General features: G+C 71.3%; 25 protein-coding genes. 18 read left to right on the top strand and 7 right to left on the bottom strand.

What is annotated here, in order from left to right:
* Positions 1-76: 76 nt before the first annotated feature.
* From ACZ4TR_RS06315 to ACZ4TR_RS06355, 9 genes are all read left to right on the top strand, one after another.
* Entirely contained in the window at positions 77-1,306 is a 1,230-nt protein-coding gene (locus ACZ4TR_RS06315) for an ROK family transcriptional regulator (protein ID WP_465286008.1), read from the top strand.
* 206 nt (positions 1,307-1,512) lie between these two features.
* Positions 1,513-3,183, top strand: a complete 1,671-nt coding sequence (locus tag ACZ4TR_RS06320; protein WP_465286009.1) for an ABC transporter substrate-binding protein — start codon at positions 1,513-1,515, stop codon at positions 3,181-3,183.
* A gap of 120 nt (positions 3,184-3,303) precedes the next feature.
* Positions 3,304-4,320 carry an ABC transporter ATP-binding protein gene (locus ACZ4TR_RS06325; RefSeq protein ID WP_465286306.1) on the top strand — a complete coding sequence of 339 codons (1,017 nt, stop codon included), beginning with the start codon at positions 3,304-3,306 and terminating at the stop codon, positions 4,318-4,320.
* Complete coding sequence (locus tag ACZ4TR_RS06330; protein WP_364525310.1) at positions 4,317-5,297, top strand: ABC transporter permease; 981 nt, start codon at positions 4,317-4,319, stop codon at positions 5,295-5,297. The genes ACZ4TR_RS06325 and ACZ4TR_RS06330 overlap by 4 nt, the downstream gene beginning before the upstream one ends.
* A 1-nt stretch (position 5,298) precedes the next feature.
* Positions 5,299-6,291, top strand: a complete 993-nt coding sequence (locus ACZ4TR_RS06335; protein WP_329054887.1) for an ABC transporter permease — start codon at positions 5,299-5,301, stop codon at positions 6,289-6,291.
* Positions 6,288-7,283, top strand: coding sequence for an ABC transporter ATP-binding protein (locus ACZ4TR_RS06340; protein ID WP_465286010.1), 996 nt, complete (start codon positions 6,288-6,290; stop codon positions 7,281-7,283). The genes ACZ4TR_RS06335 and ACZ4TR_RS06340 overlap by 4 nt, the downstream gene beginning before the upstream one ends.
* A 41-nt stretch (positions 7,284-7,324) precedes the next feature.
* Positions 7,325-8,728, top strand: coding sequence for a GH1 family beta-glucosidase (locus ACZ4TR_RS06345; RefSeq protein ID WP_465286011.1), 1,404 nt, complete (start codon positions 7,325-7,327; stop codon positions 8,726-8,728).
* A gap of 188 nt (positions 8,729-8,916) precedes the next feature.
* Positions 8,917-9,636 (top strand): DUF2306 domain-containing protein, encoded by a 720-nt coding sequence (locus tag ACZ4TR_RS06350; protein WP_465286012.1) that lies wholly within the window; start codon positions 8,917-8,919, stop codon positions 9,634-9,636.
* Positions 9,637-9,689: 53 nt separating this feature from the next.
* Complete coding sequence (locus tag ACZ4TR_RS06355; RefSeq protein ID WP_465286307.1) at positions 9,690-10,310, top strand: DUF2306 domain-containing protein; 621 nt, start codon at positions 9,690-9,692, stop codon at positions 10,308-10,310.
* Here the strand turns inward: ACZ4TR_RS06355 and ACZ4TR_RS06360 are convergent.
* Positions 10,261-11,421, bottom strand: coding sequence for an acyl-CoA dehydrogenase family protein (locus tag ACZ4TR_RS06360; RefSeq protein WP_465286013.1), 1,161 nt, complete (start codon positions 11,419-11,421; stop codon positions 10,261-10,263). The two genes, ACZ4TR_RS06355 and ACZ4TR_RS06360, sit on opposite strands and share 50 nt — an antisense overlap.
* Positions 11,418-13,760 carry a bifunctional salicylyl-CoA 5-hydroxylase/oxidoreductase gene (locus ACZ4TR_RS06365; RefSeq protein WP_465286014.1) on the bottom strand — a complete coding sequence of 781 codons (2,343 nt, stop codon included), beginning with the start codon at positions 13,758-13,760 and terminating at the stop codon, positions 11,418-11,420. The genes ACZ4TR_RS06360 and ACZ4TR_RS06365 overlap by 4 nt, the downstream gene beginning before the upstream one ends.
* Before the next feature lie 67 nt (positions 13,761-13,827).
* Here ACZ4TR_RS06365 and ACZ4TR_RS06370 point away from each other — a divergent pair, with 67 nt between their 5' ends.
* Positions 13,828-14,223 (top strand): RidA family protein, encoded by a 396-nt coding sequence (locus tag ACZ4TR_RS06370; RefSeq protein WP_465286015.1) that lies wholly within the window; start codon positions 13,828-13,830, stop codon positions 14,221-14,223.
* Here the strand turns inward: ACZ4TR_RS06370 and ACZ4TR_RS06375 are convergent.
* Both ACZ4TR_RS06375 and ACZ4TR_RS06380 read right to left on the bottom strand, forming a co-directional pair.
* Positions 14,210-15,052: a PaaX family transcriptional regulator gene (locus ACZ4TR_RS06375; protein WP_465286016.1), complete on the bottom strand. Its 843-nt coding sequence runs from the start codon at positions 15,050-15,052 to the stop codon at positions 14,210-14,212. The two genes, ACZ4TR_RS06370 and ACZ4TR_RS06375, sit on opposite strands and share 14 nt — an antisense overlap.
* Positions 15,049-15,246 carry a DUF2510 domain-containing protein gene (locus ACZ4TR_RS06380; protein ID WP_465286017.1) on the bottom strand — a complete coding sequence of 66 codons (198 nt, stop codon included), beginning with the start codon at positions 15,244-15,246 and terminating at the stop codon, positions 15,049-15,051. The genes ACZ4TR_RS06375 and ACZ4TR_RS06380 overlap by 4 nt, the downstream gene beginning before the upstream one ends.
* A gap of 46 nt (positions 15,247-15,292) precedes the next feature.
* Between ACZ4TR_RS06380 and ACZ4TR_RS06385 the strand changes: the two genes are divergently transcribed.
* The 3 genes from ACZ4TR_RS06385 to ACZ4TR_RS06395 are packed head-to-tail and all read left to right on the top strand — an operon-like array spanning position 15,293 to position 17,091.
* A complete protein-coding gene (locus tag ACZ4TR_RS06385; protein WP_364525292.1) occupies positions 15,293-15,967 on the top strand; it encodes a GNAT family N-acetyltransferase in 675 nt (224 codons plus the stop codon).
* Between the two features lie 44 nt (positions 15,968-16,011).
* Complete coding sequence (locus ACZ4TR_RS06390; protein WP_465286018.1) at positions 16,012-16,671, top strand: hypothetical protein; 660 nt, start codon at positions 16,012-16,014, stop codon at positions 16,669-16,671.
* 60 nt (positions 16,672-16,731) lie between these two features.
* On the top strand, positions 16,732-17,091 hold the full coding sequence (locus ACZ4TR_RS06395; RefSeq protein WP_465286019.1) for a PLDc N-terminal domain-containing protein: 360 nt from the start codon (positions 16,732-16,734) through the stop codon (positions 17,089-17,091).
* A 93-nt stretch (positions 17,092-17,184) separates the two neighbouring features.
* On the opposite strand, the gene ACZ4TR_RS06400 is transcribed toward ACZ4TR_RS06395, so the two are convergent.
* Positions 17,185-17,649: a MarR family winged helix-turn-helix transcriptional regulator gene (locus ACZ4TR_RS06400; protein WP_465286020.1), complete on the bottom strand. Its 465-nt coding sequence runs from the start codon at positions 17,647-17,649 to the stop codon at positions 17,185-17,187.
* Positions 17,650-17,753: 104 nt separating this feature from the next.
* Between ACZ4TR_RS06400 and ACZ4TR_RS06405 the strand changes: the two genes are divergently transcribed.
* Positions 17,754-18,176 (top strand): nitroreductase family deazaflavin-dependent oxidoreductase, encoded by a 423-nt coding sequence (locus tag ACZ4TR_RS06405; RefSeq protein ID WP_465286021.1) that lies wholly within the window; start codon positions 17,754-17,756, stop codon positions 18,174-18,176.
* A gap of 47 nt (positions 18,177-18,223) precedes the next feature.
* Here the strand turns inward: ACZ4TR_RS06405 and ACZ4TR_RS06410 are convergent, their stop codons facing one another.
* The gene (locus ACZ4TR_RS06410) at positions 18,224-19,501 is read right to left on the bottom strand and encodes an FAD-binding oxidoreductase (protein ID WP_465286022.1); all 1,278 of its coding nucleotides are present in this window, start codon (positions 19,499-19,501) and stop codon (positions 18,224-18,226) included.
* A gap of 87 nt (positions 19,502-19,588) precedes the next feature.
* Between ACZ4TR_RS06410 and ACZ4TR_RS06415 the strand changes: the two genes are divergently transcribed.
* Genes ACZ4TR_RS06415 through ACZ4TR_RS06430 form a run of 4 tightly spaced genes read left to right on the top strand, consistent with a single transcriptional unit; the run spans position 19,589 to position 23,922 of the window.
* The gene (locus ACZ4TR_RS06415) at positions 19,589-20,467 is read left to right on the top strand and encodes a LysR family transcriptional regulator (protein ID WP_465286023.1); all 879 of its coding nucleotides are present in this window, start codon (positions 19,589-19,591) and stop codon (positions 20,465-20,467) included.
* A gap of 32 nt (positions 20,468-20,499) precedes the next feature.
* Positions 20,500-21,297 carry an oxygenase MpaB family protein gene (locus tag ACZ4TR_RS06420; RefSeq protein WP_465286024.1) on the top strand — a complete coding sequence of 266 codons (798 nt, stop codon included), beginning with the start codon at positions 20,500-20,502 and terminating at the stop codon, positions 21,295-21,297.
* Positions 21,298-21,346: 49 nt separating this feature from the next.
* Positions 21,347-22,924, top strand: coding sequence for a hypothetical protein (locus ACZ4TR_RS06425; protein ID WP_465286025.1), 1,578 nt, complete (start codon positions 21,347-21,349; stop codon positions 22,922-22,924).
* A gap of 38 nt (positions 22,925-22,962) precedes the next feature.
* On the top strand, positions 22,963-23,922 hold the full coding sequence (locus ACZ4TR_RS06430; RefSeq protein WP_465286026.1) for a DNA polymerase domain-containing protein: 960 nt from the start codon (positions 22,963-22,965) through the stop codon (positions 23,920-23,922).
* A gap of 117 nt (positions 23,923-24,039) precedes the next feature.
* Here the strand turns inward: ACZ4TR_RS06430 and ACZ4TR_RS06435 are convergent, their stop codons facing one another.
* Complete coding sequence (locus ACZ4TR_RS06435; protein ID WP_364518558.1) at positions 24,040-24,801, bottom strand: CDP-alcohol phosphatidyltransferase family protein; 762 nt, start codon at positions 24,799-24,801, stop codon at positions 24,040-24,042.
* Positions 24,802-24,805 lie beyond the last annotated feature (4 nt).

Here is a 24,805-nt window from a genome sequence, read left to right on the forward strand (position 1 = left end):
TTGTGGCTATGTATTAAGTGGTGAACTAAGTCCCGAACCGATGGTCGCACGGACAGTCTCTGGCACAATCCCCCAGGTGACCCAGGTGGTACGCCAGACGACCCGTGACCTCCGGCGGCACAACCGCGCGGCGCTGCTGTCCTCCCTCTACCTCCGCGGCCCCGTCAGCAGGCTGGAACTAGTAGCTGAATCGGGACTTTCGGCCGCCACCGTTACGAACGTGGTCTCCGAGCTCATCGCGGACGGCGTCGTCGCGGAGGCCGGATCGGTCGAATCCGACGGCGGCCGGCCCCGGACGCTGCTGGCCGTGCGGCCGGACTTCGGGCACGTCGTGGGCGTCGATGTCAGCGAGACGCACGTCGAAGTCGGCCTGTTCGACTGCGCGCTCGGGACACTCGGGACGGTGCGCCACCCGCTGGTCGGCACCCGGCTGGACCCGGACGAAGTCGCCGGTCTGGTGCGCACCGGCATCGCGGAAGTGCTCGAAGGCGGCGAACCGGACGCGGTGTTCGGCGTCGGCATCGGCGTGCCCGGCGCGGTCCGCGACGGCGGGATCGTGCACGCGCCCACCCTCGGCTGGCGCGGCGTGGCCTTCGCCGACCTGATCCGCCCGCACGTCGAAGCGCTGTTCCCGGCCGGCGCCGGGTCGCGGGCCGCTCAGGCCATGCCGGTCCACCTCGACAACCGCGCCCGCACGCTCGGTCAGGTCGAGACCTGGCGCGGTGCCGGCCGGGGCGCCGAACGCGCCATCGTCGCCCTGCTCGGCGTCGGGGTCGGGGCCGCCGTCGCGACGGCCGGGCGCTCGCACCCGGACATCACGACCAGCGAGTGGGGCCACACCGTCGTCAAGGCGGCCGGCGCGGCCTGCCGGTGCGGCTCGCACGGCTGCCTGGAGGCCTACGTCGGCACCGAGGCGGTCGTCCGCCGCTACGCCGAGCGCGTCGGCAAAGAACCGGTCATCGGGGACGAAAGCGACGCTGAGCTGGCTCGCATCGTCGCCGAGGCGGCCGTCGCGGGGCCGGCCGCCGACGTGCTCGCCGAGGCCGCCGAGTACCTCGGGATCGGCATCGCGAACCTGGTCAACCTGCTCAGCCCGGACCGGGTGGTGCTGTCCGGCTCCGCGGGAGCGATCATGGGACCGGCGATCCTGCCCGCGGTGCGCGACGCGGTCGGCCGGCACGCGCTCGACTACCTGGCCGGGCGCACCGAGGTCGTCCTCGGCCGGCTCGGGCCGGAGGCGGTCGCGCTCGGCGCGGCCACCCTGCCCATCGCGGAACTGCTCGCCACGGGCGGCCGGACCGGCTGAAACCCTTGCGTCGCAAGGAGTAGCGTCCTCAATAGGTCCAGACCGCCAGTTCTTTTATTACTTAAACTTAGGCACAAAACGTTACCGCCGTGTTATTGACGTGACCCGAGTCACCCGGGTTGACTTCTGGGCGTCGTTCGGTCGCCGGCGGTCGGGGCTCGCAACCAGTCGACATCAGGCACGTCGTCGATGACCAGGAGGAACCGATGCGAGTCAAGCGCTCCATCGTCGCAGCGCTAGTGGCAGTGATGGCCTTGGGTGGCCTGACCGCGTGCGGGAGCGGAAGCTCCGACGCAGGTCAGAGCAACCCGAACGCCGTGCTCAACGTCGGCAAGCCGGACGGCCCGCAGTCGGAGAACAACAACCCGTTCCTCGAGACGTCCGCCCTGTCCAACATGGGCTACCGGTGGATGATCTACGAGCCCCTGGTCATGCTCAACCGCGTCAAGCCGCAGGAGCCCGGCAAGCCGTGGCTGGCGACGAAGTGGGACTGGTCGGACAACTACAAGAAGCTCGTCCTGACCGTCCGTGACGGCGTCAAGTTCTCCGACGACCAGCCGATGACCGCCGAGGACGTCGCCTACACGTTCCAGCTGCTGCGCGACAACAAGGCGCTGAACGTCGACGCCGTGCCGTACAAGGACATCACCGCGGCCGGCAACCAGGTCACCCTGGGCTTCGAAGGCTCCCAGTTCGTCAACCAGCTCAAGATCCTGCAGACGCTGGTCGTCCCGAAGCACGCCTGGCAGTCCGTCAAGGACCCGGCGCTCGACACGGTGAAGAACCCGATCGGCACCGGCCCGTACACGCTCAAGTCGGCCACGCCGCAGACGATGATCGTCGTCCGGCGCGAAACCGGCTACTGGCAGGAAGCGCCGAAGGTCAAGGAGATCCGCTACACCTCCTACACCGACAACAACGCGCAGGTCGCGGCGCTGGTCAGCGGCGCGTCGGAGTGGAGCTTCGTCTTCATCCCGAACTACAAGGCCGTCTACACGAACAAGGACCCGCAGCACTACAAGCTGTGGTTCCCCGCGCAGCTGGCCGTCCACGGCCTGTGGTTCAACACCGAGAAGGCCCCCTGGAACGACCCGAAGCTGCGCCAAGCGATCAACAAGGTGATCAACCGCGACGACATCTTCAACCAGGGTGAAGCCGGCTACTTCTACCCGAAGAACGACCAGGTCACCGGCATCCCGACGCCGGCGGGCGACCCGTTCATCGCGCCGCAGTACAAGGGCCAGACGGTCAAGGTCGACGTGCCGGGCGCCAAGGCGCTGCTGACCGGCGCGGGCTACAAGTTCACCGGTGACAAGCTGGCCGACCCGAGCGGCAAGCCGGTCACGATCAAGCTCACCGTGCCGTCGGGCTGGTCGGACTACATCACCGACCTGGAGATCATCAAGGACAACCTGTCGCAGATCGGCATCACCGCGACGGTCGAGAAGATGAACCAGGACGCGTGGATCAAGTCGGTCGACACCGGTGACTTCGAAGGCCTGATGCACTGGACCAACGACGGTGCGACGCCGTACGACATGTACCGCGACGTCATGGACGGCACCCGCTACAAGCCGACCGGCCAGGGTGGCATCAACGGCAACTACGGCCGCTACAAGAACGACGAGGCGACCCAAGCCCTCGCGACCTACGCCAACGCCGAGGACGACGCCTCCCGCACCGCCGCCATGGCGACGCTGCAGAAGATCATGATCGAGCAGCAGCCGATGATCCCGACCTCGGCGGCGAACTCCGGCGGCGAGTACAGCACGAAGAACTGGGTCGGCTGGCCGGACGACGCCAACCCGTACGCCCCGGCGCAGCCCACGCTGCGCAACGCGCTCGACATCGTCCTGCACCTGAAGCCCGCGGCCTGACCTATGGCGGACTCCGTGGTGACGACTGAACACGGGGACGGCCGCGGTGACGCGGCCGCCCCCGCCCCCTCCGACCCCGTCGCCGTCGGGTCGGAGGGGGGCCTCCCCACCTCGAGCGAGGTGGTCCTGGAGGCCGAGGGGCTGACCAAGCACTTCCCCGTCCGGCGCAAGGGCCGGGCCGCGCTGACCGGCCCGCGCCGCGCCGTCCAGGCCGTCGACGACGTGACCCTGGTGCTGCGGCGGGGCCGGGTCACCGCGCTGGTCGGCGAGTCCGGTTCGGGCAAGTCGACGGTCGCCCGCCTGCTCGCGGGGCTCTACCCGCGCACCGGCGGGGACATCCGGCTGCACGGCGAGACCGTGCACATCCACCGCGGCCGGACGTTCCGGGCCTACGCCCGCCGGGTCCAGATGATCTTCCAGGACCCGTTCGCGTCGCTGAACCCCGTGCACACCGTGCGCTACCACCTGACGCGGGCGCTCAAGATCCACGGCCGGGCGGGCGACGACCTCGAGAAGTCGTTGCACGACCTGCTTTCCCGCGTGCAGATGACGCCGCCGGAGCGGTACATCGACAAGTTCCCGCACGAGCTGTCCGGCGGGCAGCGCCAGCGCGTCGCGATCGCGCGGGCGCTGGGCGCCGACCCGGAGGCGCTGCTGGCCGACGAGCCGGTGTCCATGTTGGACGTCTCGATCCGGCTCGGCGTGCTGAACCTGCTGCGGGACCTCAAGGAACGCCTGCACCTGGCGATCCTGTACATCACGCACGACATCGCGTCGGCGCGCTACTTCGCCGACGAGACGATGGTGATGTACGCGGGCCGGATGGTCGAGGGCGGCGACAGCGAGACCATCACGCAGAACCCGGCGCACCCGTACACGCGCCTGCTCATCGACTCCGCGCCCGACCCTGACCGGCTGGCCGGCGGGAGCGACGAGCTCGACCCCGGCGCGGTGCCGGCCGAGCGCGGGGCCGGCGAGCCGCCGAGCCTGATCGACCCGCCGCCGGGCTGCCGGTTCCACCCTCGCTGCCCGGTCGCTCTTGCGCGGTGCAAGACCGACCTGCCGCCGCGGTTCGAGGTCGACGACGCGCCCGGCCACTGGGCCGCGTGCTGGCTGTACGACGGAGCCGCCCGATGAGGTTCCTGCTGCAACGGCTGGCCTTCTACGTCTTCACCGCGTGGGCCGCCGTCACCATCAACTTCTTCATCCCGCGGATGATCCCGGGCGACCCGGTGCAGTCGCTGATCGCCAAGAACCAGGGCATGATCAGCGCGGAAGCGATGGAGTCGCTGTACACCCTCTTCGGGCTGGACAAGAACGAAAGCCTGATCTCCCAGTACTTCGACTACTGGGGCCAGCTCTTCCGCGGGGACCTCGGGATCTCGTTCACGTTCTTCCCGTCGCCGGTCTCTGAGCTGATCGGCGACAGCCTGCCGTGGACGATCATCCTGGTCGGCATCACCACGGTGGTCGGCTTCGCGCTCGGTACCGGGCTCGGCGTGGTGGCCGGCTGGAAGCGCGGCTCGTGGGTCGACGGCCTGCTGCCGGTGACGACGTTCCTCTCCTCGATCCCGTACTTCTGGCTCGGCCTGATCGCGCTGGCGCTGCTGGCCGGTCCGGGCAGCTTCTTCCCGTCGTCCGGCGGGTACGACCCGGGCGTGGTGCCCGGCTGGGACGGCGGGTTCATCGGCAGCGCGATCCAGCACAGCCTGCTGCCCGCGCTGACCATCCTGATCAGCTCGATGGGCAGCTGGATCCTGGGCATGCGCAACATGATGGTCACCGTCGCGTCGGAGGACTACGTCACCGTCGCGCACGCCAAGGGCCTGCCGGAGCGCCGGGTGATGGTCGGGTACGCCGCGCGCAACGCGTTGCTGCCCAGCGTGTCCGGCTTCGCGCTGGCGCTGGGGTTCATCGTCGGCGGCACACTGCTGGTGGAGATCGTCTTCTCCTACCCCGGCGTGGGTTACCAGCTGTTCCAGGCGGTCGGTTCGCAGGACTACCCGCTGATGCAGGGCATCTTCCTGATCATCACGCTGTCGGTGCTGGTGGCGAACCTGTTCGCCGACGTCGCCTACCTCGCGCTCGACCCGCGCACCCGGAAGGAGGGCTGACATGGCCGTACCCGCGGCGGACGTCAAAGCCGCCCAAGCCCTCCCCGTCGACGCGATCGCCGGGCGGGCCAAGCGGCGCCGGTTCCGGTTCCTCACCGGCGGCAAGGCGGTCACCGGCCTGAGCGTGCTCGTGTTCTTCGTGGTGATCGCGGTGATCGGCGAGTGGATCGCGCCGTACGACCCGTCGGCGCGCAGCAACGACCTGCTGGAGGGGCCGTCGGGCCGGCACTGGTTCGGCACCACCCACCTCGGCCAGGACATCTTCAGCCAGGTCGTCGTCGGCACGCGCAGCGTCATGCTCGTCGGGCTGACCGCCGGGATCGTGGCGACGATCCTCGCCGTGCTCGTCGGCGTGACGTCCGGCTACCTCGGCGGGACACCGGGCGAAGGACTCTCCGCACTGTCCAACGTGTTCCTGGTGATCCCGGCACTGCCGCTGATCATCATCATCGGCAGCGCGGTGCCCACCGGCGGCGACTACCTGGTGGCCGTCATCATCGGCTTCACGTCGTGGGCGTGGGGCGCGCGAGTCCTTCGCGCGCAGACACTTTCGTTGCGCGGCCGGGAATACGTCGAGGCCGCCCGGGCGACCGGCGAGTCGACGTGGCGGATCATCTTCTTCGAGATCCTGCCGAACCTGACGGCCGTGATCGCGTCCAGTTTCGTCGGCACGGTGATCTTCGCGGTGATGTCGGAGATCACGCTCGCGTTCGTCGGTGTCTCGGGACTGTCCAACTGGAACTGGGGCACGATCCTGTTCTGGGCGCAGAGCCAGCAGGCCCTCGCGCAGGGCGCGTGGTGGTGGTTCGTGCCGGCCGGGCTGGCGATCGCGATCCTCGGCACCGCGTTGTCCCTGCTCAACTTCGGCATCGACGAGTTCGTCAGCCCGCGGCTGCGCGGCAGCGGCAAGGCGCGCGTCAAGGGCGCCGACGGACGGACGCATCGCATGCGCGTGGGCTTCACGCCCGTGCTCGGGCGGGAGGAACAGCCATGATGGACCCGGTCCTGGAGATCAAGGGCCTGGACGTCGACTACGGCGTCGGCGACGAGACCGTGCGCGCGGTCCGGGACGTGCACCTGACGCTGCACCGCGGCGAAGTCCTCGGCCTGGCCGGGGAAAGCGGCAGCGGTAAGTCCACTTTGGCCTATGGGCTGACACGGCTGCTCGCGCCGCCGGGTGTGATCCGCGGCGGCGAGGTCATCTACCACCCCGCCGACGGCGAGCCGTACGACGTCCTGAAGCTGACGGACAAGCAGCTGCGCGACTTCCGGTGGGCGGAGACGTCCATCGTGTTCCAGGGGGCGATGAACTCGCTGAACCCGGTGCACAAGGTCGTCACGCAGCTCGTCGACGTCATCAAGGCGCACGAGCCGCGCTCGACGAAGGCCGGTCGCTACGCGCGGGCGAAAGACCTGCTCAAGCTGGTCGGGATTTCGGCCGACCGCTTGGATGCGTACCCGCACCAGCTCTCCGGCGGCATGCGCCAGCGCGTGATGATCGCGATGGCGCTGGCGCTCGAACCGCGGGTGGTCATCATGGACGAGCCGACCACCGCGCTGGACGTCGTGATGCAGCGCCAGATCCTCGGCCAGCTCGTGGAGCTGCGCGAGCGGCTGGGTTTCTCGGTCCTGTTCATCACGCACGACCTTTCGCTGCTGGTGGAGTTCTCGGACCGGATCGCGATCATGTACGGCGGCCGGATCGTCGAGCAGGCGCCGGCGTCGGACCTTTACCGGGACGCGCTGCACCCGTACAGCCACGGCCTGCTGAACTCGTTCCCGGCCTTGCGCGGTCCGCGCCGCGAGCTGGCCGGGATCCCGGGTTCGCCGCCGGACACGCGCGGGATGCCGGCCGGCTGCGCGTTCCACCCGCGGTGTCCCAAGGCCTTCGAGCCGTGCGACTCGAAGGTGCCCGTGCTGGGCCTGCCCGGCGGAGACCCTTCTCGCGAAGTGGCCTGCTTCCTGCACCCCGTCGCGGCCCCCTGAACGCCGTCTGTCCTATCCGGTCCACCTGGAGGAGACCCGCCTTGACCGAGACCACTGCCGCGACCGCCGAACAGCAGGCGCTGATCGACACGCTGCCGCCGGACTTCCGCTGGGGCGTGGCGACCGCCGCGTACCAGATCGAAGGCGCGATCGCGGAAGACGGGCGCACTCCGTCCATTTGGGACACGTTCTGCCAGGTGCCCTGGGCGATCGACAACAACGACACCGGTGAAGTGGCGTGCGACCACTACCACCGGATGCCGGCGGACATCGAGCTGGTGAACGAGCTCGGCGCGGACACCTACCGGTTTTCCGTTGCCTGGCCCCGGGTCCAGCCGCGCGGGCGCGGCGGTGTCAACGAGGCGGGCATCGGGTTCTACGACCGGCTGGTCGACGAGACGCTCGGCCGCGGGATCGCGCCGTGGCTGACGCTGTACCACTGGGACCTGCCGCAGGAGCTGGAGGACGCGGGCGGCTGGCCGGCGCGCGACACGGCGTACCGGTTCGCGGACTACGCGATGCTGGTGTTCGACCGGCTCAAGGACCGCGTGCGCCACTGGACCACGTTGAACGAGCCGTGGTGCTCGGCGATGCACGGGTACGTCCACGGCGTGATGGCGCCGGGCCGCCGTGACTACACGGCCGGGCTGCACGCGGTGCACCACCTGCTGCTGGGCCACGGCCTGGCGACGCAGCGGATGCGCGAGGCCGCGCCGCCGGACACGGAGTTCGGCATCACGCTCAACATGTGCACGGCCGACCCGGCGACGGACTCCCCCGAAGACGTCCGCGCCGCGCGGCAGGCCGACGGTCTCGGCGTCCGGATCTACCTGGACCCGCTGGTGCGCGGGGAGTACCCGGCCGACGTGGTCGAGGACCTGGCCGCGCGCGGCGTCAAGCTGCCGGTCCAGGACGGCGATCTGGCGGTGATTTCGACGCCGCTCGACTTCCTCGGCGTGAACTACTACTTCGGCCAGCAGTTCTCGGGCGTGGACGAGACCGGCCGCGCGGTCGACGACGAGGGCGTCCCGGCGTCCCGGACGGTCCCGTTCGGCGAGCCGACGACGGCGATGGGCTGGGAGATCCTGCCGGACAAGTTCACCGAGCTGCTGACCCGGCTGGGGCGGGACTACCCGGGCTTGCCGATGTACATCACGGAGAACGGCTCGGCGTTCGACGACGACCCGGACTCGGACGGCTTCGTCCGCGACGAGCAGCGCACGGCGTACCTGGCCTCGCACATCGCGGCGGTGGCGGCGGCGCGCAACGCGGGAGCCGACGTGCGCGGGTACTTCGCTTGGTCCCTTTTGGACAACTTCGAATGGGCGTACGGGTACGCGAAGCGGTTCGGCTTGATCCGGGTGGACTACGAAACGCAACAGCGCACGATCAAGCAGAGCGGCTACTTCTACCGCGACACGGTGCGGCGGGTCCGCGGCAGCTGACCCAAGGTCCGTGAATGTCGCATTGAGGGACGTAGAGTCCCTCAATGCGACATTCACGGCTTTCGGCACGTCACCCGGGCGGGGGTGGGGTACGCCCCACCCCCGCGCCGGTGGCCGGCACCATGGTTGTCCACCCCTGAGCACCCCTAACGTCGGTCGGGCAAGATCCCGAGACGACGGAGGGAACCATGGCGGTCCGGACCGAGGCCAGGCCCATCCCGAGCACGACGACCACGGCGAAGAAGGCCTGGTGGCGACGGCCGTGGATCGGCCCGCTCGCCTTGGTCGTGCTCGCCTTCCTCGCCTTCTCGCTGCCGCCCTACCTCGCCTTCGACCCGGCTCGGTCGCGGGTGCCGCAGCCCGAGGGGTTTCCGGCGCACTACTGGTTCCTCGTCGGGCACGTCATCTTCGGCTCGGTGGCGATGGCCGGCGCCGTCCTGCAGATCTGGCCGTGGCTGCGGCGGACCCACCCGGTGGTCCACCGCTACGCCGGCCGCGCGTACGTCTTCGCCGGCGTGCTGCCCTCGGCGCTGATGGCCCTGACGATCGGGTCGCAGAGCCCGTTCGGCCCGGTGACGCGCGTGAGCGACGTGCTCGCCGCGGTCCTGTGGATCGGGTGCACCATCGCCGGCTGGCGGGCGGTGCGCGAGCGCCGCTTCGGCGACCACCGCAAGTGGATGATCCGCAGCGTGACGCTGACCTTCTCGATCATCGTCAACCGGGTGATCTCGCCGATCGCGATGATCGTGCTGGAACCGCAGATCCCGACCACCTTCGGCGGCAGCGAGCTCGCCTACAGCCAGAGCGTCGGGGCGATCTCCTCCTGGGGCGGGCTGTTCTTCGCGCTGATCGTCAGCCAGCTGATCCTGGAACGGCATCGCGCGAAGAAGCCGGCCGGCGTGCGATGACGACCACCGTGCCGGACGCGAGACCGGGCACGACGTGGTGGCGGCGGCCGTGGGTGGCGCCCTTGGCCCTGCTGGTCGCCGTCTTCCTCGCCTATTCGGTGCCGCCCTACCTCACGCTGGACCCCGCGCGGTCCCGCGTCCCCGCGCCGCCGGGGTTCGCCGCGCACTACTGGTTCCTCGTCGGGCACATCCTCTTCGGCACGGTCGCCATCGTCGGCGTCATCCTGCAGATCTGGCCGTGGCTGCGGCGCACGCACCCGGTCGCCCACCGCCGCATCGGCCGCGTCTACATCTTCGGCGGCGCGATCCCGTCCGCGCTGATGGCGTTGGCCATCGCCCTGTTCAGCCCGTTCGGCCCGGCGGCCGGTGTGCTGAACGTCGTCGCGGCGCTGTTGTGGCTTGGGTTCACCATCGCCGGGTTCCGCGCGATCCGGCAGCGCCGGTACGCCGACCACCGGCGGTGGATGATCCGCAGCTTCGCGATGACCATGAACACCTTGCTCAGCCGGGTCTACGCGCCGATCGCGTTCCTCGCCCTCGGCCCGTGCTACCCCGACCAGGCCGCGCTCTTCCAAGCCGCGTCGACGCTGACCGGGACGCTGAGCGTGCTCACCCTGCTGCTGTTCAGCCAGTGGTGGCTCGACCGGAAGCCGAAGCCAGCCACCGCGCGATGATCGTCCGCTGGATCTCCGACGCGCCTTCGTAGATGCGGGGTGCCCGGACTTCGCGGTAGAGGTGTTCGAGCAGGTGCCCGCGGCGCAAGGCGCGGGCACCGTGCAGCTGGACCGCGGAGTCGACGACGAACTGCGCGGCCTCGGTCGCGAACAGCTTCGCCATCGCCGCGCGGCCGGCGAGGTTCTGCTCGCCCGCGTCGTACGCGCCCGCGGCCGCGTAGACCAGGAGCCGGGCCGCTTCCGTGCGGGTGGCCATCTCGGCGAGTGCGTGCGCCACCGCCTGCTGCTTGATCAGCGGGCCGCCAAAGGCTTCCCGTGCCCCCGTGTAGTCCACAGTGGCGTCGAGCGCCGCCTGGGCCATGCCGACCGCGAACGCGCCGACGCTCGGGCGGAACAGGTCGAGCGTCCGCATCGCCACCGCGAAGCCGTGGTTCTCCTCGCCGAGCAGTTCCTCGCGCCGGACCTCGACGCCGTCGAACGTCAGCGTGCCGATCGGGTGCGGGCTCACCAGGTCGAGGTGCTCGCCGCCGAGTCCCGGCCGGTCGGCGGGGACGACGAACGCGCTGACGCCGCGAGAGCCGGTGCCGGGAGTGGTGCGCGCGAACACCGTGTAGAAGTCGGCTTCCGGCGCGTTCGAGATCCACATCTTCTCGCCCGTCAGGCGCCAGCCGTCGCCGTCGGGTTCCGCCGCCAGGGAGAGCGCGGCCGCGTCCGAACCGGCGTCCGGCTCGGTGAGCGCGAACGCCGCCACCGCGTCGCCCGCCGCGACGGCGGGCAGCCACTTCGCGACCTGAGCGTCCTGCCCGGACTGGAGGACAGGGTAACTTCCCAAGCCCTGCAACGCCAGCGCCGTCTCGGCCTCGGTATTCACCGTCGCGAGGTTCTCCCGCAGGATGCACAGGTCGGTCGCGGCCGCCTGGCGCGACGGCTTTCCTTCGGCGACGCCGGGGAAGAGTCGCGCCAGCAGGCCGAGCGCACCCATCTCCTTGAGCAGCGGCCGGTTCACCGCACCCTCCACACCGGACTCGGCGAGCGGGCGCAGCCGATCCTCGGCCAGGCGCCGGACGTCGGCGGCGAAGGCCTGCTGAGCGGGGTCGAGGGCGAAAGTCATGACGGAGCTCCCGGGCGCCAGCGGGCATGGGCGGTACCGGCCGGACCCGACCGGACGAGGTCGAGCCGCGGCTCGGGGCCGTCGGTGCGGCCGGACTGCGGCTTCCGGCTGCCGGCGGCGAACGGCTTCGGCCACGGCATCGCGTACCCCTGCTCGGCCGCCGCGTGCAGCGTCCACTGTGGATCGTAGAGGTGTGTGCGGCCCAGGGCGCAGAGGTCGGCGCGGCCGGCGAGGATCAGCGAGTTGACGTCGTCGTAGGAGGAGATCGCGCCGACCGCGATCACCGCGATGCCGTACTCCTCGCCGATCTCGTTGCGGATCCGGTCCGCGTACGGCGTCTGGTAGCTGCGGCCGTACTGCGGCTTCTCATCGCAGACGACCTGGCCGGTCGAGACGTCGATGCCCGCGGCGCCGTGGGCGGCGAACGCGCGGGCGATCTCGACCGCGTCGTCGGCGTCGATGCCGCCGTCCGCCCAGTCGGTCGCCGAGATCCGGACGGTCATCGGCCGCTCGGCGGGCCAAGCGGCGCGCACCGCGTCGAAGACTTCCAGCGGGAACCGCAGCCGGTCCTCCAGCGAACCGCCGTAGCCGTCACGCCGCCGGTTGGTCAGCGGCGAGAGGAACGACGACAGCAGGTAGCCGTGCGCGCAGTGCAGTTCGAGGACGTCGAACCCGGCGCGGGCGGCCGCGCGAGCGGACGAGACGAACTCGTCGCGGATCACCACCATGTCCGAAGTGGACAGCTCGCGGGGGACCTGGTTGCGGTCGGAGTAGGGCAGCGCGGAAGGAGCGCAGACTTCCCAGTTGCCCGCGGGGAGCGGCTCGTCGATGCCCTCCCACATGAGCTTCGTCGAACCCTTGCGCCCCGAGTGTCCCAATTGGACACCGATGCGCGCGGGAGACTGCGCGTGCACGAAATCGACGATCCGCTTCCAGGCGGCTTCCTGTTCCGCGGTGTACAACCCGCCGCAGCCGGGCGTGATCCGGCCTTCGGGGGAGACGCAGACCATCTCGGTCATCACCAGCCCGGCGCCACCCAGGGCTTTGCTGCCCAGGTGCACCAGGTGGAAGTCGCCGGGCACGCCGTCGACCGCCGAGTACATGTCCATCGGCGACACGACGATCCGGTTGGCCAGCTCCAGCCCGCCCAGCCAGTAGGGCTGGAACATCGGCGGCCGCGACGTCGTGCCGAGCGACCGCGCGAACCAGTGGTCCAGCTCGGTCGCGAACTCGGGATCGCGCAGGCGGAGGTTGTCGTAGGTGACCCGGCGGCTGCGCGTGAGGATGTTGAACGCGAACTGCGGCGGCTCCTGGTGGGCGTACTGCGCGATGTTCTCGAACCACTCGAGGCTCGCCTGCGCCGCGCGCTGCGTCGACTGGACGACCGGGCGCCGTTCCAGCTCGTACGCCTTGAGCGCCTCGGCGACGCCGTCGTTTTCGTGCAGGCAGGCGGCCAGCGCGAGCGCGTCCTCCATCGCCAGCTTCGTGCCGGAGCCGATCGAGAAGTGCGCGGTGTGCGCGGCGTCGCCGAGGAGCACGACGTTGCCGTGCACCCACGTCTCGCAGCGCACGGTGCCGAACGAGACCCACTTCGAGTTGTTCGCCATGATCTCGTGGCCGCCGAGGACGTCGGCGCACAGTTCCCGGATCAGCGCGATGGACTTCTCGTCGCTCTCGCCCGGCTTGAGCGCGGTCGCCGCGACGGGCCCGAACGTCCGCTGCCAGACGTCCTCCTGCACCTCGAGGATGAACGTGCTGCCGTCGCGGCCGTAGGGGTAGCCGTGGATCTGCATGATCCCGGCCGGCGTCTCGAGGACGTAGAACTTGAAGGCGTCGAACACGAGGTCCGTGCCCAGCCAGATGTAGCGGCACCGGCGCGTCTCGACGCTCGGCCGGAAGGTCTCGGCGTACTTCGCGCGGATCGCGGAGTTGACGCCGTCCGCGGCGATGACCAGGTCGTACCCCGAGAGGTCCGCCGGGGCCTCTTCGCGGAAGTGGAGGCCGACGCCCAGTTCGGCGCAGCGGCTCTGGAGGATGCCGAGCAGGCGCCGCCGGCTCATCGCCGCGAAGCCGTGGCCGCCCGAGGTGGTGACCGTGCCGCGGTAGTGGACGTCGATGTCGTCCCAGCGGGCGAACTCGGCGCGCATCGCTTCGTGCACCGCGGCGTCGGCGTGCTCGATGCCGCCGAGCGTCTCGTCGGAGAACACGACGCCGAAGCCGAAGGTGTCGTCCGGCGCGTTGCGTTCCCACACGGTGATTTCGTGAGTGTGACCGAGCTGTTTCGCCAGCGCGGCGAAGTACAGACCCGCCGGGCCGCCACCGATGACCACGATACGCACGTCGTCCAGGGTATGTCGTCACCTCTACGACCGTCAATAAGGCGAAAGATGGCGTACGGTGTCCCGCATGGAACGCATCAACCCGCCGGAGCTGGGCAAGCCGTCCGGGTTCTCGCACGCGGTGGTGGCCGAAGGGCGCGTCGTCTTCCTCGCCGGGCAAACGGCGCTGGACGCGTCGAACAAGATCGTCGGCGACGGCGTCGTCGAGCAGTTCGAGCGCGCGCTCGGCAACCTGCTGACGTCCCTGCGCGCGGCGGGCGGTGCGCCGGAAGACCTCTGCAGCGTGACGATCTACATCGTCGACATGGCGGACTACCGGGCCCACGCGCGCGAGATCGGCGCGGTGTGGAAGCGGCTCGCGGGCACGGAGTACCCGGCGATGGCCGGCATCGGCGTCTCCCGGCTGTGGGACGAAGAGGCCCTCGTCGAGGTGCAGGGCTTCGCGGTCGTCAGCCGAAGTTGATCGACTTCGCGACGTACGCCCGGGCCGGGTCCTCCAGCTGCGCGTGCAGCTCGAAGAACAGGTCGGCCGCGCGGATCCCCGACCAGTCCGGGGGCAGGAACTCCGCGGGCAGGCCGGGGTCGAGGTACGGCATCCGCCGCCAGCCGGTCAGCACGCGGACGTAGTCGGCGAAGGCCTGCTCGTCGGTCACGGACTTGCGGCGCAGCGCGGGACCGTGCTCGTCGAGGAACGTCGTGTACAGCTGGTCGAGCCGGTCGAGGTCCCACCAGTCGCGGACCTTCGCCCGGACGTCGCCGAAGGCCAGGTGGTCGGCGCGGAACAGGTCGGCGTACCCGGCCAGGCCGAGCCGGGTCAGCGCCTCGGCGGTCGCGGCGTGCAGGTGGGCCGGGGCGATCCAGACGCCGGAGGCGGCGGTGCCGAAGCCCATCCGGGCGAGCTGGGTGCGCAGGAGGTGGCGCTTGTGCCGCTCGGTCTCCGGCACCGAGAACACGGCGAGCAGCCAGCCGTCGGCCGCGGTCGCGCGCCCGCGCCGGAAGATCCGCTCGTCGCCCTCGCGCAGGATCTCGCGCGCGTCGTCGGAGAGCTCGTAGCCGGCCGTCGCGCCGCGGCGCACCGCTTCGAGGATCCCGCGCCGCTTCAGCCGGGAGATCGACGAGCGCACGGCGGGCTCGTCGACCCCGACGGCGGCCAGCAGGTCGATCAGCGAAGCGACCGAGAGCCAGCCGCCCTCGGTGCGCGAATAGAGGCCGTACACCGTCACGATGAGCTGGCGAGGCTGGGCCACACGGCCGGAGCCGTCCAGTTCGGTTGCCTCGGGTACGGCCGTCATCGGGCCACAATAACGCCTCCCGCGCCGATCGCTCCGCTACGATTTCGCCGCGATGACGCCGAAGGTGCGGGTCGCGGGAGCGCCTGGCCGGGCCGCTGGCTCGACGGCTTGACGTGCTCGGTCCACCGGGCGCCGTCCCACCACTGCGTCACGCCGTCCCGGGTCGGCGACGGGTACGAGCCGGCGGTGGTCACGCGTTCGCCGGTTCCCGGCTGATCGCTGAGCTACGATTCCGCCGCGATGCCACCAGCCACCAAAGGGATCTTCGACCGGCTCACCCGCCGCGGCCGCCTGATGACCAAGCGGACCTGCGACCGGCAGGGCCACGTGCTGCGTGCGGGGCGGTTCCTGTTCCGGACGCCGACCGCGTGGGAGTACGCCGCCGCGGTGGCCTGCGGTAGCGACCCGGCCGCCCAGCGGTGGCTCGGCTGGCAGCCGGACTCGATCGTCGCCCGGGGGGCGCGGGCCGACGCGCTGCGCGTCGTGCCCGGGACCGGGCCGGACTGGGTGTCGCCCGATCCGCAGTCGATCGACCTGGTGATGATCGACGTCGAGGCCAACCGGTGCGTCGGCCTGGTGAGCGTGCACACCGGCGAGGACGGCGGCCCGGAGACCGGCGGATACCTCGCGCCGGACTACCGCGGCCGCGGCAACGGCCGGGTGCTCTTCGGGGCCGGGCTGACGCTGGCGCACGAGCACCTCGGCCTGCCTCGGGTGCGGGCCGGCGCCGAGGTCGGCAACGTCGCGAGCGCGCGTTCGCTGCTGGCCGCCGGCCTCGCCCGCGTCGCCGGGCCGCCGACGTACCGGCTGCCGGACGGCCGCGTCACCGAGGCGTGGTGGTTCCAGCACGCCGTCCCGCGGAGCACGCGCTGCGGCGGCCCGCAGGCGACGTGGTTCCCGGCGTCGCTGCTCTGATCACTTCGGCCGCCGCCGACGTTTCCCGTGGCTATCTTCGCCGCATGACTTCGCTCTCCGCCCCGGTTCCCCCGGTGCCCACTGACGTTCCGCCGGGCAGCGTCGCCTGGTTGCGTGCTTCGGTCGCCCGCTTCAGCAACGGTCCCGACCACGCCCGGCGGCGATCGCTGGCCGTGTCCGCGTTGGCTTCGGTCGAGCCCCAGGTGTTGCGGCGCAAGGCCTTCGAGGCGGCCGGCGGCGACCCCCGCCTGGTCGTCGTCGGGGTGCTGGCGGGGGAGCTGGGCCTGCCGGTGGTGGCGTCGGACGTCGTGGCGGTCGCGGCCGCCTACCACCCGCACGTGACGCCGTCCGCGGACGCCGAGGCCGCGCTCGGACGGCTGGTCACGGCGTGCGGTGGGACCACCGGCGAACTCGCCGCCGCGCGGATCGGCCTGCTGATCCAGGCCTGCGAAGCCACCGCCGGGCTGATCCGCAACGCGGTTCCGTTGGTGCGGGCGGGAAAGCCGCCCGAGGAGGCGGTGGCGGAAGTGCTGCGCTCGGATCCGCCGGTGCCGCACACCCGGCGCCGGGTGGACGGCGAGGACGTCCTGGTGCCGCTGGCCGGGACGCCGTTCGGCGCGGGCCCGCGCGAGTGCCCGGGGCCGGCGCACGCGATCGCGCTGGCGACCGGCGTGCTCGCGGCGGCGCGGGTGACCCGCGACTGAACCGCGGCCGGGTTCTGCTACTACTTACCGCGTTCATCTTCTTGGGGGAAGGCGCGGGAAATGCTGTATTTCGACGGTCTGCTCGGCATCGTCACGCTCGGGTTGTGGATCTTCTGCCTGGTCGACGTGATCACGACGGACGACTCGTCCTGCCGCAACCTGCCGAAGGGGCTGTGGCTGCTCGTCGTGCTGGTGCTGCCGCTGGTGGGGTCGATCATCTGGCTGGCCGCGGGACGGCCGCAGCAGGTGACGCGGGCGCGCGCCCCGTACGAGCGGAACGCGCCGGCGTACCCGGAGTACGACCGCCCGGGCCGGTTCGCGGCCGGCAGCCCGGACGACGACGAAGAGTTCCTGCGCAAGTGCCGCGAACGCGCGGAGGCGCAGCGGAAGCTGGCCCGGGAGAGGCGCACCGAGGACTGACGCTCCCCAGCGCCCCAATGTGGCGTTGGGTGCGTGGGACGCACCGAACGCCACATTGGGTGCGTGGGACGCACCGAACGCCACATTGGGGCGCTAGCAGGCGGGGCCCTCGCAGGTGCCGTGTTCGTAGGCCTCCAGCGTCGAGATCACCAGCGTGCGCTCGGCCGGGGTCAACGGCGCCAGCGCGTTGCTCCACGCCTGCGCGCCGCGGGCCAGCCACGCGTCGACCGCCGGGCGTCGTTCCGGCGTGATGCTCACGATCGTGCGGCGGCGGTCCGCCGGGTCCTCGGCGCGGTTCAGCACGCCCTGGCGGCTCAGGTCGCCGACCATCAGGCTCGCCGTCGTCGGGGCGACCTCCAGGCGCCCCGCCAGTTCGGTGACCGTCATCGGGCCGTCGAACAGCAGGATCGACAGCAGGGACAGGTGCCGCGGCGCGAGCGCGCAGCCGTTCAGCTCTTCGGGGACCGGTGTCCGCTTCGCGCGGCCGACCAGGCGTGGCATCAGCAGCAGGAGCCGGCGCACGCCGTCCTCGAGACTCAACCCGGCCTCCGTTGACACCGCCTGCCTCCGCTCGGTAGCTTTGTTTGCAAAGCAAACGCTTCTCTGGCTTCCGAGCCTACCTCGGGCCACGAACGAGCGTACCGGCCAGAACAGGGGATTCCATGACAGCGCCAGCCGACATGAACGACTTCAACAACAAGGTCGTCGAGGAGTTCCGGGCCAACGAAGGCAAGGTCAGCGGCTTCTTCGAAGGCAAGAACGTGCTCCTGCTCACCACGATCGGCGCGAAGAGCGGCGCGGAGCGCCTGTCGCCGCTGGTCTACACCTGCGACGGCGACCGCCTCGTCGTCGCCGCGTCCATGGGCGGCGCGCCGAAGAACCCGGCCTGGTTCCACAACCTCGTCGCCAACCCGAAGGTCACCGTCGAGGTCGGCACCGAGAAGTTCGAGGCCACGGCCACCGTGATCGAAGACCGCGCCGAGCGCGACCGCCTGTACGCGGGCATGGTCGCCCACGCCGAGGGCTTCGCCGAGTACGAGACGAAGACCACGCGGGTCATCCCGATCGTCGTCCTCGAGCGCTGACGTCCCGTCCCGCCGGCCGCACCGGAGCGCGGCCGGCGGGAACCGGGTCAGCCGAACCGCCCCGCCGGGTCGTACTTCGCCTTCAGCTGCTTCAGCCGGGCGACGTCCGCGGCCGGGAAAGCCGTCGCCAGCTCCGCGGCGGAGTGCTCGCCGTAGAGGAACGGCAGCAGCCGGCCCGTCGACCACGGCGCCAGCGCGTCGAACAGCTTCGCGTGCGCGCGGCGGATCGCGTCCACGCCGTCCTCGACCACCGACAGCGCCCGCACCACGAACTCGGCCGCCGAATCCCAGCCGACGCCGTCGCCTCGCCGGCGCGCGAGTTCGCCGCCGAGACGGTCGATGATCAGCACCGTCTCCACCGGCGCGCCCGGGCCGGCGTGCTCGACGATCGACGTCAGCATCGCGTCGTTCAGCGCGGTCACCGTCGCGTTCGTCCCGTGGTACGGGTGCGGGTGCGGCGGGTCGCTCGCGATCGACCCCGAATCCGTGTACGGCAACCGTTTCAGCGTGTCCAGCAGCACCGGCGCGGCGGCCCGCAGCGGCGCCACCACCGAGTCGCCGTCGTCGCCCAGGTACGCGATACGCACGTTCGCGACGTGCTTCCCGCGGATCGGCTCCGGCAGGAACGGCAGGTCGGGCAGCGGGACCACGGCGATCGACGTCGTCAGCTCGTCGGGCGCGGTCATCGCCCACGTCCGCCACGCGCGCAGCACTGCCGGCAGGTCCGCGGCGTCGAAGTACAGCCCGCCGCCGTACAGCTCGGTCACCGGGACCAGGCCGAACTCCAGTGCCGTCACGACGCCGAAACCGGCGCGGCCGCCGAGCAGGGCCCAGAACAGCTCCGATCCCGGCGTCACCGTGCGGAGTTCGCCGTCGGGAGTGACGACGTCGATCGCGCGCACGTGGTCGGCCGCGCGGCCGAACCGCCGCGCCAGCAGCCCGAAGCCGCCGCTGAGCGTGTAGCCCACGACGCCGACGTCGGGTGACGAGCCGCTCAGCGGGGCCAGCCCGTGCTTCGCGGCGGCTTCGATCACCGCGCCCCAGCGGACGCCGGCGCCGGCCCGCGCGGTCTTCGCCCCGGTGTCGATCTCGACGTCGGTCATGCGGCGCGTGCTGATCAGCAGGCCGCCGGTGCCGGCAGTCAGGCCGTGCCCGGTGGCCTGGACGGAGACCGGCAGGTCGTGCTCGGCGGCGTAGCGCACCGCGGCGGCGACGTCCTCGGCGCTCTCGGCCGCGACGACCACCGCGGGCTGGGTGGCGACGGACGTCTGGAAGCCGGCGACCTCTTCGGCGTACCCGTCCTGACCAGGGCGAAGGGTGTGCATTCCTGGCTCCTTTCGTTGCTTCCAGCTTCGGGCCGCGGCGATCAGAAGTCCAAGATCTGATTTGTCTGCCTACTAGAATCGGTGCTTATGGAACTGCATCAGCTCGCGTACTTCGTCGCGGTCGCCGAGGAAGGCAACTTCACGCGCGCGGCGGAACGGCTGCACGTCGCGCAGCCCGGGGTGAGCGCACAGGTCAAGCGGCTCGAGCGCGAGCTGGGGCAGGAGCTCCTCGACCGATCGGGCCGCACGGTCCGGCTCACCGACGTCGGCGCCGCCGCGTTGCCCCACGCCCGGGCGGCACTCGCGGCGGTGCAGGGCGTGCGCGAGGCCGTCGACGAGCTGGCCGGGCTGGTCCGCGGCCAGGTCGCGATCGGCGCGGTGACGTCGGCGGGCCCGGTGAAGCTGCCGGACCTGCTCGCCCGCTTCCACGAGCGCTACCCGGCGGTCGAGATCACGCTGTCCGAGGCCAACTCGGACACGATGCTGGCGGCCCTGCGCGAAGGCCGGCTCGACCTGGCGGTGGTCGGGTTGTCGACCGATCCGCCGCCCGGCATCGCGACGCAGGTGCTGATCGACGAGCCGTTCGTGGCGGTGACTTCGGGGCTCCTGGCCGATCGCGCGGAGGTCGTGATCGCGGACCTGGCCGGGCTGCCGCTGATGGCGCTGCCGAAGGGGACGGGCCTGCGCACGGCGTTGGACGCCGCCTTCGCCCGCGAAGGGCTGACGCCGCGGATCGCGTTCGAGGCGGCCGACCCGAACGTCCTGGTGCAGCTGGCGATGCGTGACCTGGGGGTGGCGGTGGTGCCGGAGTCGCTGGGCCGCTACCACGAAGGGGAGCTGCGAGTCGTCACGATCGCGGGGCCCGGGCTGCGGGGTGTGCTGGCGCTGGCGTGGCGCACCGATGGGCCGCTGAGCCCGGCGGCTCGAGCCTTGATCGCGTTCGCCCGGAGCAGCTACCACTCTTGACACGTAGTCAACAGGGGCGTTTTCTGAAGAGCGTGACCGAAACCGCGCTCCGGGACGCCGTCGTCGGGGCGGGACTGCTGGCCGGCACCGCCAACGTGATCATGCAGCTGTCCCGCGCGCCCGTCGGGTACGGCGTGCTCGAAAGCAAGGTCGACAGCGGCAACGTCTTCCGCCACCCGCTCAAGCGGACGCGGACCACCCTGACCTACCTCGCCGTCGCGTCGATGGGCACCGACGCCGAACGCGCCGCCTTCCGCCGCGGCGTCGACCGGGCCCATTCCCCAGTGCACTCGAGCGCCGAAAGCCCGGTCGCCTACAACGCCTTCGACACGGATCTGCAGCTGTGGGTCGCGGCCTGCCTGTACAAGGGCTTCGAAGACGTCTACCTGGCGTTCGTCGGCGGTGAGCCGGCCACGTTCTACCGGGACGCCGCCCGGCTCGGCACCACGCTGCAGGTCCGCCCGGAGATGTGGCCGGCCGACCGCGCCGCCTTCGAGGAGTACTGGGTCGCCGGGGTTGCCGCGACCGGCATCGACGACACCGTCCGCCGCTACCTCACCGACCTCGTCGACCTGCGGTTCCTGCCGCCGCCGGCGGCCGCGCTCGGCCGGCGGTTCAGCCGCTTCGTCACCACCGGGTTCCTGCCGCAGCACTTCCGCGACGAAATGCGCCTGCCCTGGACGGCCGCGGACCAGCGCCGGTTCGAGACGTTCCTCGCGGCGGTCGGCCGGGTGACGCGCGTGCTGCCCGGCCCGCTGCGGCGCTTCCCGTACAACCTCTGCCTCCGGGACCTGCGTCGGCGGCTGCGGGCCGGGCGTCCGCTGGTCTGACGCACCCCGGTTACAGTGTCGGGTCGGCACAGCCACCCGAGGGGATTCCATGACGGCGATCGAGACCGACGTCGAGCCCACCGAGACCGCGCCGGTCGGGACCACCCGTCGCGCACCGCTGATCGTGGTGTCCGCGGCGCTGGTGGCCGTCTTCCTGGTCGGCGCCTGGGCCGCCTGGTTCCTCACCATCGACGACGCGTTCATCAGCTTCCGCTACTCGGCGAACCTCGCGGCCGGGCACGGCCCGGTCTGGAACGTCGACGGACCGCGCGTCGAAGGCTTCACGAACTTCGCATGGGTCGTCTGGTCGGGGCTCGGTGCCTGGCTGGGGCTGGCGCTGCCGCTGTTCGCCAAGGTGACTTCGCTGCTGCTCGGTCTCGGGACGCTGTACCTGCTGGTCCGCGAAGGCCATCGTCGCGCCGGGCTCACCGGCGTCCTCGTCGGGGCCGGCGCGTACGTCGTGTTCCTGCCGACGTACTTCCACGTCACTGCCGGGCTCGAGACGGCCGCGTTCGCCGCGGTGCTGCTGCGCGTCGTCGTGCTCGGGCTGCGCGTGCTCGCGAACGAGCGGGTCCGGACGTGGGAACCGCCGGTGCTGCTGCTCCTGCTCGGCATGCTCCGGCCGGAAGGCGTCCTGGCCGCGCTGCCGGTCTTCGCGCTGTGGTTCTGGCGCGAACGCGGACGGGTCTCGGCTCGCTGGTGGACTCTGGGCGCGGCTGTTGTCGGCGCCGCCTACTTCGTGTGGCGGTGGCGGTTCTACGGCCAGCTGCTGCCGAACACCTTCTACGTCAAGTTCGGCAACCTCGACTCCGGCTGGGTCTGGACCAAGCACACGACGCTGCTGCTCCTTCCGCTCCTGCTGCTGACGCTTTCGCTCGTGTTCCGCAAGGCGACGCGGGCGGTGGGCGCGCTCCTGGTGGTCACTGTCGGGGTCACGTACCTGACGTACGCGGTGTCGGGTCCGACCATGGACTACCTCGACCGCTTCGCCGACCACGCGATCCCCGTCCTCTGCCTCGGCGCCGGGATCGCCGTCGGGACGCTGACCCAGCGTGTCGTGGGCGCCGTGCTCGGGCTGGTCGCCGTCGGCTGGTCGGCCGTCGCCGGCGCGACCGCGCCCGACCTCGGCGTGATCGCGAACTACGGCCCCGACCTGCAGCGCGCGCACGTCGCGATCGGCCAGGGGCTGGCCGAGGCCGACGTCCCGGTGCCGGCCCGCAGCCTCGCCGTCACCGACGCCGGCGCGATGCCGTACTACAGCGGCTGGACGTCGATCGACTACATCGGCCTCAACGACGCGGCGATCGCCCGCGGCGCGGACCCGACGCAGGTCGTCATGCAGGCGCGGCCGACGGTGATCGTCGTGACCGCGAACGGCCCCGAGCCGGTGGGCAAGCGGTACGGCTTCGACTTCGCCAGGGCGACGGCGGGCTACGAAAAGGTGGCGGCGGTCGAGATGCGGGCCGGGTACTGGCAGGACGTCTACGCGCTGCCGCAGTACGCGTCGACGATCGGCGAGCACGTCCGGCAGCGCGCCGACGCCGCCCGGCAGGTCAACGACCCGGCGCGGACCGACGACACCGTCGACCGCTGGCTCGACCGGCTTCGCACGCAGCTGCCATTTTGAGAGTTGACCGCTCCGCGCGCGGGCGCGAAGGTGGGCCGATGAGCAGCGACGAGGTCCGGCATGGCGTCAAGCTGAGCAGTCTCGACCAGGAGGTCTTCCCCGGCGCCGGGGTGACCAAGCGGGAGTGGCTCGACTACCTCGAAGCCGTCGCGGACCGGATGCTCCCCGAACTGCGCGACCGCCTGCTGACGGTGCTGCGGGTGCTGCGCGGGCAGGGCCCGTTCATGCAGAAGAACCTGCCGAAGTACACCCCGGACTGGGTCGAGCGGGTCTCCGTGTGGGCCGAGGCGTCCAAACGGGACGTTTCGTACGCGCTGTGCAACGACCTGCGCACGCTCATCTGGTTCGGCAACCAGCGGGCGATCGAGTTCCACACGTCGCTCTACCGGGGCGACCCCGGAAACGGCCCGACGCACCTGATCCTCGACCTGGATCCGCCCGCCGACGGGCCGTTCTCCCTGGCCATCGGGGCCGCAGGGCTGGTGCGCGAAGCACTGCGCGCGGACGGGCTCGACGGCGCGGTGAAGACCAGCGGTTCCAAGGGCGTCCACGTCTTCGTGCCGCTGGCGCCGGGCCAGTCGACCGAGGACATCGCGGCGGCGACACGGGCGGTCGCGGCCCGGGCCGAGCGCGTCGACCCGTCGCTCGGGACGACGGAGTTCGTCAAGGACCGCCGCGAGGGCAAGGTGTTCCTGGATTCGACCCGCGCGGGCGGCGCGACGGTGGTGTCGGTGTACAGCCCGCGTCACCGGCCGGGCGCGCCGGTGTCGTTCCCCGTCCGGTGGGCCGACCTGGACGGGGTGAAGCCGGGCGACTTCACGGTGCGGACGGCGGCGGAACTGCTCGGCGACGGCGCCGACGCCTGGACCGAGGAGATGCCCGAGCCGTTCGTGCTGCCGGAGGACCTGGTGGCGGAGGGGCACACGATCCCGATCGCCCGGGTCGTGGCGATGCACGAGGGCAAGCGCCGGGCCCGCGCGGCCCGCGAGTCCGGCTGACCCCGAGCGCCCCAATGTGGCATTGGGTGCGTGGGACGCACCGAACGCCACATTGGGTGCGTGGGACGCACCGAACGCCACATTGGGGCGCTGGGGAGCAGGGTTCGCGAGCCGGGGTCAAGCCGCCTGGTTGTGGCCCCGCCAGACCGTCCCGTGCGGACGCCGCAGCGTCGCGCGGGTGAGCTCCACGATCCGGCCCGGCTCCGCCGTCGCCACGCGGTGGCGGGCCAGCCACACCGTGTCCCGGCCGAACGACCACACCAGCGACCCCAGCGCCGCCACCACGAAACCGAACGAGACCACCCCGGGCAGCAGCCCGGAAACGGCCACCACCAGCACCACGCCCTGCACCGCGGCCACCGTCTTCCGGGCCATGCTCGGGTACAGCGGCGCGGTCAGCCACGGCAACGCCCACGACGCGGCCACGAACGCGTACCGCATCAGGCCGATCGCCAGCACCCACAGCCCGAGCGTGCGGGACACCTGGATGCACAGCAGCAGGATCAGGAACGCGTCGACCTCCATGTCGAACCGCGCGCCGAACTCCGACGCCGTGCCCGTGCGGCGGGCGACCTGGCCGTCGAAACCGTCCATCGCCAGCGCGACCGCGACCAGCCCGACCAGCAGCCAGAGCGGGTGACCGCCGTCGGCGATCAGCTCGGCCGCGCCGCCCACCAGGACCGCGCGGGCGAACGTGATCCAGTCCGCCGGGCCGAACTTGCCGCGGCCGCTCTGCCGCAGGCCCCAGCCCGTCAGCAGCACCAGCGCGAGGCCGTACACGGCCCCGGTCGCCCAGGCGACCGGGGACAGGGAACCGGCTCCGGCGGCGAGCGCCCACACCGGGACCGCAGAGCGTAGGAGAAGTCCGTTCTTGATCATCTTT

The sequence above is a fragment of the Amycolatopsis sp. NPDC028719 genome (assembly GCF_055565395.1).